This is a genomic window from Rhodanobacteraceae bacterium (genome assembly GCA_016713135.1).
Lineage (GTDB): Bacteria > Pseudomonadota > Gammaproteobacteria > Xanthomonadales > SZUA-5 > JADKFD01.
The window spans coordinates 82,730-96,110 of record JADJPR010000007.1 but is presented as its reverse complement, the minus strand read 5'-3'; the positions used below and the strand labels follow the sequence as shown (position 1 = coordinate 96,110).

Annotated in this window: 9 protein-coding genes and 1 pseudogene; 6 read left to right on the top strand and 4 right to left on the bottom strand. The window is 68.7% G+C overall.

All coding sequences use genetic code 11. The features are described from left to right. The first annotated feature begins 50 nt into the window (after positions 1–50). The 4 genes and pseudogenes from IPK27_08695 to IPK27_08680 all read left to right on the top strand — a co-directional run bounded on the left by IPK27_08695 (position 51) and on the right by IPK27_08680 (position 3,627). Positions 51–1,707, top strand: a pseudogene (locus tag IPK27_08695) (acetolactate synthase large subunit). A gap of 113 nt (positions 1,708–1,820) precedes the next feature. After that, positions 1,821–2,948 (top strand): polyphosphate kinase 2, encoded by a 1,128-nt coding sequence (gene ppk2, locus IPK27_08690; protein ID MBK8067697.1) that lies wholly within the window; start codon positions 1,821–1,823, stop codon positions 2,946–2,948. Between the two features lie 59 nt (positions 2,949–3,007). Continuing rightward, complete coding sequence (locus IPK27_08685; GenBank protein MBK8067696.1) at positions 3,008–3,232, top strand: AbrB/MazE/SpoVT family DNA-binding domain-containing protein; 225 nt, start codon at positions 3,008–3,010, stop codon at positions 3,230–3,232. Next, positions 3,229–3,627: a type II toxin-antitoxin system death-on-curing family toxin gene (locus IPK27_08680; protein ID MBK8067695.1), complete on the top strand. Its 399-nt coding sequence runs from the start codon at positions 3,229–3,231 to the stop codon at positions 3,625–3,627. Before IPK27_08685 ends, IPK27_08680 begins: the two co-directional genes overlap by 4 nt. Before the next feature lie 50 nt (positions 3,628–3,677). Here IPK27_08680 and IPK27_08675 read toward each other — a convergent pair whose 3' ends face one another. Next, positions 3,678–5,423, bottom strand: a complete 1,746-nt coding sequence (locus IPK27_08675; protein MBK8067694.1) for an ATP-binding protein — start codon at positions 5,421–5,423, stop codon at positions 3,678–3,680. 202 nt (positions 5,424–5,625) lie between these two features. On the opposite strand from IPK27_08675, the gene IPK27_08670 reads away from it, so the two are divergent. Beyond that, a complete protein-coding gene (locus IPK27_08670; protein ID MBK8067693.1) occupies positions 5,626–6,477 on the top strand; it encodes a TonB-dependent receptor plug domain-containing protein in 852 nt (283 codons plus the stop codon). Here IPK27_08670 and IPK27_08665 read toward each other — a convergent pair. After that, positions 6,380–7,231, bottom strand: a complete 852-nt coding sequence (locus IPK27_08665; protein MBK8067692.1) for a hypothetical protein — start codon at positions 7,229–7,231, stop codon at positions 6,380–6,382. The two genes, IPK27_08670 and IPK27_08665, sit on opposite strands and share 98 nt — an antisense overlap. Positions 7,232–7,328: 97 nt before the next feature. Between IPK27_08665 and IPK27_08660 the strand changes: the two genes are divergently transcribed. Next, positions 7,329–8,312 carry a TonB-dependent receptor gene (locus tag IPK27_08660; GenBank protein ID MBK8067691.1) on the top strand — a complete coding sequence of 328 codons (984 nt, stop codon included), beginning with the start codon at positions 7,329–7,331 and terminating at the stop codon, positions 8,310–8,312. 146 nt (positions 8,313–8,458) lie between these two features. On the opposite strand, the gene IPK27_08655 is transcribed toward IPK27_08660, so the two are convergent. Together IPK27_08655 and IPK27_08650 are read right to left on the bottom strand one after the other, a co-directional pair. Further along, positions 8,459–9,940 (bottom strand): endonuclease, encoded by a 1,482-nt coding sequence (locus tag IPK27_08655; GenBank protein ID MBK8067690.1) that lies wholly within the window; start codon positions 9,938–9,940, stop codon positions 8,459–8,461. A 1,056-nt stretch (positions 9,941–10,996) separates the two neighbouring features. Further along, entirely contained in the window at positions 10,997–12,748 is a 1,752-nt protein-coding gene (locus IPK27_08650) for a patatin-like phospholipase family protein (GenBank protein MBK8067689.1), read from the bottom strand. Positions 12,749–13,381: the final 633 nt, after the last annotated feature.

Below are 13,381 nucleotides of genomic sequence, written 5' to 3'. Positions count from 1 at the left end.
CGGTCGCCCTCGCGCTGAACGATAATCTCAGCAACCAAAGGAGAATCCCGATGCCCAACGGCGCCCAAGCCCTGATGCAGACCCTCGCCGATGCCGGCGTCACGGTGTGCTTCAGCAACCCCGGCACCAGCGAGATGCACTTCGTCGCCGCGCTCGACGACGAGCCGCGGATGCGCGCCGTGCTGGCCTTGTTCGAAGGCGTCGCCACCGGCGCCGCGGACGGCTACGCGCGGATGGCGGACAAGCCCGCGGCGACCCTGCTGCACCTCGGCTGCGGCCTCGGCAACGGCCTCGCGAACCTGCACAACGCGCGCAAGGGCAAGGTGCCCATCGTCAACATCGTCGGCGACCACGCGACCTACCACGTGCCACTCGACGCGCAGCTGCAGTCGGATATCGAGACCGTGGCGCGCAATGTCTCGCCGGGCTTCGTGCGCACCTCGAAATCGACCGCCGAACTGTGCCGCGACGCCGTCGATGCGGTGGCCGCAGCGCGCGGCCTGCCGGGCCAGGTGGCCACCCTGATCCTGCCGGCCGACGTGTCCTGGGGCGAGGGCGGCGTGCCGGCGCCGCCGCCGCCCGCGCCGGCGCCCGCGGTGGCCGACGAGGCGACGGTCGCGGCGGTCGCCGCGGCCTTGCGCTCCGGCGAGCCGGCGGCGCTGCTGCTCGGCGGCCGCGCGCTGCGTGAACCGGCGCTGCGCGCGGCGGCGCAGATCGCCGCGCAGAGCGGCGCGAAGCTCTATTCGGAGGTGTTCCCGACGCGGCTGGAGCGCGGCGCCGGACTGCCGCCGATCGAGCGCATCGCCTACCTCGCGGAGCTCGCCAGCGTGCAGCTGGCCGGCTACCGGCACCTGATCCTGGTCGATGCCAAGCCGCCGGTGTCCTTCTTCGCCTATCCCGGCAAGGCCAGCGAGCTCACGCCCGCCGGCTGCCAGGTGCAGACGCTGTCCACGCCGGCGCAGGACGCCGCCGGCAGCCTGGCGGCGCTCGCGCGCGCTCGGCGCCGACAGCGTGCAGCCGCCCTTGCAGCCCGCCGGGCGCCCCGGCCGGCCGCGCGGCAGGCTCAGCGCCGAGAAAGTGTGCAAGGCCATCGGCCACCTGATGCCGGAGCGCGCCATCGTGGTCGACGAGGCGATCACCTCGGGCCTGATGCTGCCGCTGATGACCGCCGGCTGCCCGCGCCACGATCTGATCACGCTGACCGGCGGCGCCATCGGCCAGGGCCTGCCGGCGTCGATCGGCGCGGCGATCGCCTGCCCGGACCGCCCGGTGCTGGCGCTGATCGGCGATGGCACTGCGATGTACACCATCCAGGCGCTATGGACGATGGCGCGCGAGAACCTGGACATCACCGCGGTGATCTTCAACAACGCGTCCTACTCGGTGCTCAATGTCGAACTCGAACGCGTCGGTGCCGAGCGCATCGGCGCCAAGGCGCGCTCGCAGCTGGACCTCAAGGGCCCCACCCTCGATTTCTGCCGCCTCGCCCAGGGCATGGGCGTGCACGCCGCGCGCGCCGCCACCGCCGAGGACTTCTGCCGCGCCTTCGAGTACGCGCTGGCGCATCCGGGCCCGCACCTGATCGAGGCCGTGGTCCCCGAATCCCTGAGCCCGGCCAAGCGCCAGGTCCTGCCGTGGGTGCTGCGTTCGCTGCCGAAACTGCCGGCGCCACTGGCGCGGGCGCTGAAGCGCAAGCTGGCGCCGTAGGTCGCCCTGGGGCAACCACGCCCAGCGCGAGCGCAGTCGCGGGCACTGATCCGGATCAAATCGAGCAGCCCTCGCGAGGGCTATTCTGGGCTTTTTGCACGAGGAGACCGCCCATGCCGCAGAGCCCCCGCAAGCCTGGCCGTAACCGTGGCAAATTCCGACTGGTCGACAGCGGCGACGTCATCGCAGCGCGCCAGGAGCCCGGGATCGAAGCCGCCGTGGCCGGGCGCGCCCTGTTGGGCGCCCAGACCGCCCAGGTCGGCGCCGCGCTGGAGATGATCGAGCGCGACCCGCGCCCGGTGAACGAACGCGCCCGGGCGCTGCGCGCACTGGTCGAAGGCGCCGACAGCGATGATCGCGAGGCATTGCGCCTGGCGCTTCTGGCCAAGCCACAACGACCGGAGGGCGAGGAGAATCCCGACGAAGTGCTCGCGGGTGACTGGCGCGACGGCGGCTATCCCTACAAATACCTGCTTCGCCGCTCGACCTACGAGCGGCAGAAATTCCGGCTGCAGGTGGAACTGCTGAAGCTGCAGGCGTGGGTCAAGGAGACCGGCCAGCGCGTGGTGATCCTGTTCGAAGGCCGCGACGCGGCCGGCAAGGGCGGCGCGATCAAGCGCTTCATGGAACACCTGAACCCCCGCGGCGCGCGCGTGGTGGCGCTGGAGAAGCCCACCGAGTCCGAGCGCGGCCAGTGGTACTTCCAGCGCTTCGTGTCCAACCTGCCGACTGCCGGCGAGATCGTGCTGTTCGACCGCTCCTGGTACAACCGTGCCGGCGTCGAGCGGGTGATGGGCTTCTGCAGCGAGCACGAGTACCACGAGTTCATGCGCCAGGCCCCGGAGTTCGAGCGCAACCTGGTGCGAAGCGGCATCCACCTGATCAAGTTCTGGTTCAGTGTCAGCCGCAAGGAGCAGCGCCGCCGCTTCCGCGAGCGCAAGCTCCATCCGCTCAAGCAGTGGAAGCTGAGCCCGATCGACTTGGCCTCGCTCGACAAATGGGACGACTACACCCGCGCCAAGGAGGCGATGTTCTTCGACACCGACACCGCGGACTCACCGTGGACGGTGGTCAAGAGCGACTGCAAGAAGCGCGCGCGGCTCAATGCGATGCGCTATGTCCTGCACAAGCTGCCCTATGCCAACAAGGACCTGGAGCACATCGGCAAGCTGGACCGGCTGATCGTCGGCCGCGCCCACGTGGTCTACGAGCGCGGCGAGCGCGCCGGCTCGATCCTGTAGGGGCGCGGTGGCGCTGGCTGCGATATTATTACTCCCGTAATTACAGACTGGAGAGCGCCATGGTGACCCTTAAGCTGACCCAGATCGGCAACTCGCTTGGTGTCGTGCTGCCAAAGGAGGTGCTCGCGCGTCTCAAGGTCGGCAAGGGCGACAGCCTGTTCCTGACCGAGGGGCCGGATGGCTGGCGGGTCAGTCCCTACGATCCAGAGATCGCGGAGCAGTTCGACGAGGCCGCCGAAATCATGCACCGGCGCCGCTCGGTGCTGCACGAGCTGGCAAAGTGAGAATCTGGCGGTTCATAGACCCGCGCGTCATCACTGGTATCCACGAGGAACAACTGGCCGAGCATGGCGGCGCCGCTGGCGTGCGCGACCAGGGCTTGCTGGACTCGGCGCTCGGCAGGCCGCTGAACCAGGCCCACTATGGCCAACCCGACGCGGCCGACTTGGCTGCGGCCTACGCCTATGGCATCGCAAGAAACCACCCTTTCATCGATGGCAACAAGCGGACCGCGTTTGTGGCGGCCGAACTGTTCCTGGCTTTGAACGGCTACGCCCTTCTGGCCAGCGATCCAGCCTGTGTCCAGAGCATGCTCGCCCTCGCCGCGGGCGAACTCGACGAGCCCAGCTACGCGGTTTGGCTGCGCGCGCACATCCGCCCACGCGCTCCGCGCGACTGACCGGGCACCCGGGCAAACGGTTTGGGCGCTGACGTCGTCACCGGCCTTACTCAGGCCTTGCCCAGCAGCCGCATGATTTCCTTGAAGCGCATCTGCAGGCCTTCGCGGTTGCCGTGCTCTTGCAGCATCTTCAGCGCGCTGGGGACGAGGAAGTCGCGGTCGGTGCACTCGATGATCGCGGCGATCTCCTGCATCTCGCGCTCCAGCGACTGGGTCGAGGGCAGGAAGCCGTCGAAGGTGGCCTTGAGGCGTTCCTTGCCGAGTTTCTCCTCGCCGGCGAGCAGCGCCTCGCGCCAGGCGCGGCCGACCAGCGCCTCGATGTCGGCGCCGGAGATGTCGCCGACATAGGGCACGTCGGGCACGTCCTGCGCTTCCAGCTTCGCGCCGAACTTCTTCGCGATCACCGTGAAGTAGCTGCGGATCTCGTCCTGGGTCTGCGGGTAGAACAGCGGGATGTGGATCTCCGCGCGGCCCTGGCGCTTGATGTCGATGGGCAGCAGGTCCGGGCGCGCGGTCAGCAGCATCCACAGGATCTTGCCGCGGTAATCGGTGTCGCCCATCGCGTTGGCGATCAAGCCGAACACGCGGCTGCCCACGCCCGAATCCCCACCCTGCTCGCGCTGGCCGAGCATCGCGTCGGCCTCGTCGATGATCACCATCACCGGGCCCATGCCGCGCAGCACGCCGAGCACGCGCTCGAGGTTGGCCTCGGTCTCGCCGACATACTTGCTGCGGAAGTTCTTCATCTTCACGCAGGGGATGCCGATCGAACCGGCGAGGCAGGTGGCGAGGAAGGTCTTGCCGGTGCCGACCGGGCCGTTGAACAGATAGCCCATCGGGGCGACGTCCATGCGGCCGCGCTTGATGATCTCGGCATCGTCCAGCAGGCGCTTCTTCGCCGCGTCGTGGCCGACCACGCGCTCCAGGCCGTACTTGGGCTCGATGAACTCCAGCAGATCCTGCGCCTGGCGCTCGATCAGCGCCTTCTTGCGCGCCTTGAAGCGCTTGTCGTCCAGGCGCTCGCCGGTGCGCCGGCTGCTTTCGATCAGCACCGCGAGGTCGGCCAGCGTGACCGCGGCAGTCTGCTGCGCCAGCGCCGCCACGGCGAAATCCGAGAAGCTGGCGATGTCCACGCCCTCGGTGAGGGTCTGCAGGAAGCGCAGGCGTTCGGATTCGTCCGGCAGCGGAATCTCGATCGCGTTGACGTGCGGGCTGCCGGCCAGGCGATCGTGGAAATCGGCCAGGCGTTCGTCGATCAGCACGAAGGCGAGGTTACTGCGCTTGACGTAGGGATTCGCCGCCCACTTCAGCAGGGTGACCAGATTGGCCGCGGAATTGCCGCCGCCGCGTTCGGCGTCGGGCACGATGAACGAGGCGAAGTCGAACAGGATCGCGATGCGGATGCGCTCGGAATCCTTGGCCGTGAGGTTGGCCAGCACCAGCCGGTCCAGCAGGTACAGCGCCTGGGTCGGATCGCGCGGCAGCTTCTCCGGATCGCCCAGGCGCCGCGAGATCAGGCCGACCATCTGCCGCTGGCGCTCGACATCGCCGCCGCCGAAGGGCTTGATCCCGTGCGCCAGGTCGAAGCCGAGCACCAGGTCGAAGCGCCCGAACAGCTGGGTCGCGAGGAACTCGTTGAGCGAGCCATAGCGCGGCCGCTCGCCGGGCGTCAGCGGCACCAGGTCGTTGGTGTTGCCGTGCAGCAGGAACATCGCCGAGGTGCCGGCGTAGTACAGGTCCGCCAGGCGCTTGGCCCAGCCGGGCAGGTGGTTGGGCAACGGGGCGGGCGTGGACATTGAGGCGCTTCCGGGTCCGGGATGGCGCAATGATGCCCGCTTCGCCGGCGTCGGGATGAGCCGATTGCGCCCGCACCTGCGCGTTGCGCATGCGCCTTTGCCCGGCCCGTGGATCGGATTAAGCCGGGTTCATCTACGCGACGCCGTACACGGGCGTGGCATATTTTTGACGAAGACCTTCGTAAGTCCATGCCAACCCGGGATGACCGATGAAACCCATGCGCTTCTGCTCGCTCACACCGGTTTGCACCCATCCAACAGGAGTGACCCACCGATGACGCCATGCCGACCACTGGCGCACGCACTGCTCCTGGCCCTCGGCCTTGGACTCGCCCTGCCAGCCACGCAGGCCAGCGCAGCGCCCGCAAGTGCGCGGGTCTACGACCGCGCGGCGATCGAGCGCAGCGGCGCCGCCACCCTGGCCGAATTCCTGCGCGGGTTGCCGCAGCTACCCTTCGGGGTCGGCCGGTCCGGCATCGAAAGCGAGCCTTTCGCGCAAGCAGAATACCCGGGCCTCGGCGCGAACCGTACCCAACTGCTGATCGACGGCCGTCCGATGCCGCAGATGGCCACAGGATTCGGCGGCGCCAATCTCGCGACGATTCCGCTCGCGCTGGTCGAGCGGGTCGAGATCATTCCGACCGCGAGCCTGGTCGCGCAGGGTTCGGGGGCTGCGGGCGGGGCGATCAACCTCGTCCTGCGGCGAGTCGCCGACGGCGGCGCCCTTGCGATCGGCGCCAGCGAGCCGCAGGGTGCGGCCGGGGCGCAACAGCAGGCGGCGGCCTTCCTGGGGTGGCGCGGCGAGCGCGGCGGGATCCAGGTCGGCTTGGCCGGCGAGCGCAGCGAGGCACTGCCGGCCAGGGAGCGCCCCGGTGGGCTCGCCTTCGGATCGACCTTCGCGAACAACTTCATGGCGGCCGCCGGATCAGCGTCTTACTACTACTACCCGAGGATTGCTACGCCATCCGGTGAACGGCGCGGCCGTTCCTGGCGGCTGCATTGGCCCCGGTTTCAGCCTCGTCGGCAGCGGTTCCAGCACCTACTGCCGCGTTGACCTCTCCCTGCTGGCCACTGCCGACCCCGAACTGCGCAGCGACGGGCTCAGCGTGTCCGGCGATTTCGAGTTCCGCGCGGGCCTCACCGGATTCGTCGATGCCTGGCTGGGGCGCGCACGCAGCGAGGGCCGTGACCAGCCGCGGGTCCCCTTCGACCTGGAACTCGTGCCGGGCGCGCTCAGCCTGATCCCGATTCCGGTCGATTCGCCGAACCACCCCGCCAACCGCTTTCCGGGGCTGGGCTACGATGCCTCGCGCCCGGTCTTCCTGAGGCATCGCTTCGTCGCCTCCGGCGCGTTGCGGGAGGGGGGCGAAGAGCGCACCCACAGCCTGCGCGCGGGCCTGCGTGGCGAGCTGGACGGAATCGAATGGACGTTCGCGCTGGCGCACGCGCAAAGCCGGCTGGAGGATCACAGCGACGGCTTGCTCTCGGGCGCGCGCGCCGCCGCCGCGATCGCCAGCGGCCAGTACGACATCTACGCGCCCTACGCCAATTCCGCGCAGCTCGTCGACAGCTTCTTCGTCGATGCCGGCCGCGACGCGCGGACCCGCGAGCAGGGCATCGAGCTCGCCGCAACGTCCCGCTTCGGCGATTTCGCCGGCGGCCCCGCGACCTGGCGCGCTGTCGCGGAGTACCGCCGCGAGTCGCTGCGGGTCGACGACACGCGCCCGGACGCCGGTTTTCCGACCGTCGTCCGCGACGGCGACCGCGAGCACGCCGGGCTCGGCGGCGAACTGCGCATTCCATTCCACGAACGCGCCAGTGTGGGGTTGGCTGCCCGCCACGACCGCTACGACAGCGTCGGCGGCGCGACCTCCGGCAGCCTGGACCTGCGCTGGGAACCCGGCGGTGGCTGGTGGCTGCAGGCCGACGCCATGCGCGGATTCGTCGCACCGCGCCTGGCTGAGGATCTGGTGCGCACCGGGCCGGCCAACCACTCCATCGTCTACTCCTACTACCTCGCGCCGGGATGCACGCCGCAGCCCAATCTGGCGGTGGAGCCTTGCGGGCTGTTCGTGCGCGAGCACTTCATCGACAACCCGGATCTTCAGTCCGAACGTCACCGTCGCTGGCGCGTCGAGCTCGGCTGGGCGCACGCGGGAGTCCTTCACCGCCTCGCTCGCATGGTTCGACCACGCCATCGACGACCGCATCCAGCAGATCGGCGCCACCGCCCTGGTCCAGTGCGCGGTCGGCTTGCGAACAGACTGCCCGGATGGCATCGGCATCCTGCCGCTCACGCTCGGGGCGCCGGACCCGCGGCTGGGCCTCGGCGTCCAGTTCGACCCGAATGCGCCCATCGAAGAAGCGCTTCTGCAGCGGGGCTACGCCAACTTCGGCCACGTCGACCTGCGCGGTGCGGAGTTGCGCCTGTCCGCTCGCCGCGAACTCCGCGACCTTGGCAGCCTGGAAGCCCGCTTCGATGCGGTCTATCTGGACAGCCGGCGGACCGACGGGCCGTGCGCCGTCTTCGACGAGTGCCTGGGGAATCCCAGTCTGCCGCGCGTGCGCGCCCTGCTGGAGCTCGCGTGGACGCGTGGCGATTTCACACTCGGCTGGCAGCTGCGGCACACCGGCGGGACCTCATCCACCGCGGGAGTGGATCCACTGGATGGCTACGACGGCCCGGCGCGGCTGCCATCGTGGACCGTGCACGACGCGCAGTTGCGCTGGCGGGCGCCGTGGCAGGCCGAGTTCGCGTTCGGCGTGCGCAATCTGTTCGACCGCGCGCCGGTCGTGGACCCGGTCGACCCGACTGGCGAGGGCTACGACCTCGCGCTCTACGAGGGTGCGGGCCGCACGCCCTATCTGCAGTATCGGCAGACCTGGTGAGCGCGCTGCGCCGACACGCTCGGCAACGGGTGCGGCCCGTTGCTGACGGTGAGAAGCCTGCCTTCGGGTAGCGCAGCACACCGGTCGCGCAAACACGAAGGGCGCCGCGGTTGCCCGCGACGCCCTTCGCTCAAGCCGTCAGCCGCTTACTGGCAGACGTTCTGGAACAGGCAGGCGACCCACTCCGGATGATCGACGAAGGGGTTGCGGTTGCCCTGGTAGTTGAACACCGTCTCGTTGCGCAGGCGCTCGCGGTCGTCGACCGGATCGGCCGCGTGCCACTGCAGCAGCACCGACAGCAGGCCCATGTAGGCCACCGAGGCATTGCCGCTGGACTGCGTGATCAGGCTGGCGTTGTCGGTCAGGATCAGGTCCGGCTCGGCCACGCCGGTGACGCCGTGGGTGCCGCCTTCGTAGCGGATGTCCATGTAGAACAGCGCGCGCGCCACATTGCCCTTGAGCTTGTCCCACACCTGCCAGTAGTTGCCGCAACGGTAGTTCGGCTGGCCGGCGCCGCCCTGGCCGTAGTAGACGTTGGTGGCGAAGGTTTCCGAGCCGGCCGGGCAGTTGTTGAACGGCAGGTTGCCGCGCGCCGAGTTGTGGTTGATGTCCGACGCCATCAGCATGTGGGTGTCGGTGTACGGGTAGTTGGTCGGGCCGTCGTTCGGGAAGCCGAGCGACTTCGGCCAGGTGTGCTCGCGGTTGTAGTTGGTGTTGCCCGCGCCCGCCTTCGGGTAGGTGGCATTCTTGTAGATGTCGAGGATGTTGTTCGCGTTCAGCGGGTCCTGGTCGGCGCGGTCGAGCACATACCAGGTGTCGACGCTGCCACTGGCCGAGTACGGCAGCTTGGTGTGGTCGTCGATCACCGGGTGCAGCGTGGCGCGCAGGGTGGCGCTGCTGGTGGCATTGACGCTGGCGTAATAGCCGCTGCCGGTACCCGCCACGCCAAAGGTCATCGTGTGATTGCTGGCCATCGGCGTCGGCGTACCGTCGATGTCGGTCACCTGGCTCGCGATCACGGTCAGCGTGCAGCTCTCGTTGGCGGTGAAGTCCGCGCTCGGGTCGATCGTGTAGCTGGCGCCACTGCCGGTCACGGTGGTCGTCTTGCTGCCGCTCGCGGTGCACACCAGCGTGTGCCAGCCGGCGGCCAGGGTCACCGATTCGCTGAAGGTCACACCGACGTTGCCGTTGGTCGCGTGGTTGCTGGCGCCATTCGCCGGACTGGTCGCAGTCACCGTCGGCGCGGCATCCGCCGGTGCGCCGGTGGTGTAGCTGCCCAGCAGCGAGACGCCGGAGACCGTGTTGTACATGCGCACCATCACGTGCCAGGTACCGGCGCTCGGCGTCGGGAACGGGCAGGACTCGCTGTTGCCGGTCGCGTACGGGCGGCAGTCGTAGCTGGTGGTGGTCGGCGCGGTGCCGAACTTGACGTACAGATCGGCGTCGCCGGTGCCGCCGGACATTGCGAAATTCAGATTCGTCGCGCCGCTCGGCACGCTCATCGTGTAGCGCACCTCGACATTGGCCGCGCCGCCGATGCCGCCGACGGCCACGCCGTTCTGCAGCACATTGGTCGGCGGCGGCGTGCTGCCAGCCACGGTGAAACTGAAGTTGTGGTTGGCCGCCATGACCGTCGGGTGCCGTCGGTGTCGGTGACCTTCGACGCGATCACGGACACGCTGCAGACCTCGCCGGCGGCGAAATCGGTGGCCGGGTTCAGGGTGTAGCTGGCACCGGAGCCGGTCTGCGTGGCGGTGCGCGCGCCGCTCGGGCAGCTGATCGTGTACCAGCCAGTCGCGAGCGTCACCGCCTCGGAGAAATTGACCGTGATGTTGCTGCTCGCGGCGACGCCGGTGGCGGCGTTGGCCGGCGAGGTGCTGGAGACCGTCGGCGCTGCATCCGTAGTGCCGCCGGTCAGCGTCTGGCCGGCATTGCAAGCGCCCCAGGAGGAGGTCGACGGTGCATTCCAGGTGAACTGCGCGGCGGTGCTGCCCGTGCCCTTGCGCTGCAGCGACTGGGTCGACAGGGTCGACGAGCTCTCGCTGACGCCCATGTTGACACCGACCCGGCCAGCGGCCAGGCCATCGAGCGCCGTGAAGCTGCCGCCATAGCTGATGAACTCGATCACCGCGTTCGAGGCGTTGATCAACGCCACGCCATCCGGGTTGCCGTTCTGGATCCCGGTGACTGCAAACCATGCGGTGCCGTGGCCGCCGCACTGGCTGGCCAGCGTACCCGAGAGATTGATCGTGCTGTAGGCCTTGCGATCACCACCGTTGTACAGGACGACCTTCCAGCCGGTCAGGCTGGTGCCCGCCGTGCCGATGATTTCGACGCGTTCATTCGCGTCGGTCCCGCTGTTGTCGTAGTGGAGTTCGTTGATCCACACGTCGGCCAGCGCGGCCGAGCTCAGACCCATCAGAAGCGCGCACACCGGCGCGCGCCGCATCGCAGCACGTACGTTCATCGAACAGGCTCCCCAGCCGTCCCCGAAGGGCGCGCACTTTGAGCGCTCGTTCAGCGCGTGTCAATGTGTATTCGTTGACGGATTTGTTGCGGGAGTGTGACGGGCGGGCTCTAAGTCAACGCCGGATACATGGCGCAAGCAGGGGTCAAACGTGAAACGTAAGACGTCAATCACGGCGCGCTCCGATTGACGTTTCACGTTTTACGTTTCACTTGTTTTACGTTTGACCTTGCTCGCCGAAGGGCAGCCCCTGGCCGAGCAACTCCCGCGTATACGAGTAACCCGCATCGATCGCGTCCTCGAAACGGTCCCATGCGAGCAGGTCAATGCTGTCGACCGGCGGGGTCAGCATCAGGTCCGACAGCGCTGCGTTCTGGTCGGCGGTGGACGCGGAGTTGACCATGCCGGCGCGCAGCAGGATGCGCAGGATGCCGGGGCGCCGCGGGCTGCCGCGCCAGCGCTGACGCAGCAGCTGCCAGATCGACGGCAGATCGGTCTCGTCAAGGTCGGCCGCCAGCGCATGTTCGCCGGCGATGTCGATGCCGATCACCGGGCCCGGGTTGAGCGCGCGCATGCTCGCGACCGGCAGGTTGTCGATCACGCCACCGTCCACCAGCACCTGGCCGCGCTGGCACACCGGCGGCAGTACACCCGGGATGGCGATGGACGCGCGCAGCGCCTGCCACAGCGGACCCTCGGCATGGCGGACCGGGCGCCCCTGCGCGAGATCGGCCGACACACAGTAGAAGGGCAGCGCAAGATCCTCGATATCGCCCTCGCCGAACTCGCGTCGCAGCAGCTTCGAGGCCTTGCGTCCCGCCACCAGTGACACCAGCGGCAGGGTGTAGTCGCTCAAGGGATTGCTGCTGACGAAGGCACGGTGGAAGGTCTGGTGCAAGGTCTCGTCCTCCCATTCCAGCGCCACCGCGGCGGCCATCAGCGCACCGATCGAGGTGCCACCGACCGCATCGATGGCCAGGCCCGCTTCGCGCAGCGCGCGGATTGCGCCGATGTGCGCGAAGCCACGCGCGCCACCGCCGGAAAACACCACGCCGACCGAGCGCCGCGCCAGGCGCCGGGCGAGGCGTTCGATGTCGCCGCCGTCGCGCAGGTGGTGGTGCTGGTCTACTCCCAGTCGCTCGCGCCAGGCGCGCGCCGCGCCGGCGACGATCCGCCCGGGGTGCAGCAGCGCGAGCGCGGACGACTGGTGCGACTCGGTCTCCGGCGGCGGCCCGATGAGCGAACTCGGCGCGCGCGTGGCCTCCGCGAGCAGCAGCACGCAATCGGCCTGGCGCCGGCAGCGTTCGTTCCACGCCGGTTGGTCGCTGCCGCCGACATAGATCACGAACTTGTGTCCGGCCTCGACCGCATGCAGCGCGGCAATTGGCGCCTCCAGGAAATGCTGCGCATCGACCGCCGCCACCTGCCCGAAGCGCGCCAGCGCAGAGCAGAGGCGCTGCACCAGCGCGTCCACATCAATGCCCTCGTGCGCCGGCAGCAGGGCCAGCGTCCGCGGCGGCGGCGTCTGCTGGCGCCCCTCCAGGGTGCGCTCCAGGCGTTCCACGGCGATTCGCGCCACCGCCAGCATCGCCTCCGGATGCACCTGGGCAAGTCGCTGGAAGGCGTCAAGGCTGAACCTCACCACTTCCGAATCGCGCAGCGCGCGCACCGTGGCTGTGCGCCGATGCCCGCTGAGCAGGGCCATCTCACCCACGGTCTCGCCCGGATGCACGCGACCGATCAACTGCAACTGGGTCTCCTCGCCGCGAAATGCGCCGAGGCAACCGGCGATCAGCACGTACACCGCATCCGGCGCATCCATCTCGCGGAACAGCTCGGCGCCGCCAGGAAGCGCGATCCACTCGAGTTCATCCGCCACCCGCGTCAACGACCGCCGGTCCAGACCCGCGAACAGCGGCAAGTGAGCCACCCGGGCAAGCAGTTCGGCACGGCGCGAGGTGTGTTCCATGGGCTCAGTCTGGTCAATGCGCCGCCCCGCGGCAAGGGTTGGTCTCGGTGGCGAGGCGCTGGGTGTGACCTCGGGGTGGGCTGGGCTTGGCGCTTGGCGCTTGGCGCTTGGCGCTTCGAGCTTGGTGCTTCGAGCTTCGAGCTTTGAGCTTCGAGCTCTGAGCTTCGAGCTCTGAGCTTCGAGCTCTGAGCTTCGAGCTCTGAGCTTCGAGCTCTGAGCTTCGAGCTTCGAGCTTTGAGCTTTGAGCTTGAGCTTTGAGCTTTGAGCTTCGAGCTTCGAGCTTCGAGCTTCGAGCCTCGAGCTTCGAGCTTCGAGCTTCGAGCTTCGAGCTTCGAGCTCCGAGCTCGGTGCTTCGAGCTTCGCGATTCGGGCTTCGCGATTCGGGCATCGAGACCAAGAGCAGAGGCGTTTCGGCCTGACGGCCGAGTTACTTCTCTTTGAGTGGCCAAAGAGAAGTAACCAAGAGAAAGGCCACCCCGCGTCCGCGCTTGCTGCGCGTCGTGCGCGGCAAGTCCCCTGCGGTGCTCACGAAGCGCAGGCCGCTGCGCAACTCGCACATCCATGTGCTCGAACATGCTCGCTTTCCCCTGCGCTTCGCTCCGCTCCTCGGCGCTCCCGAGGGGACCCCATTCT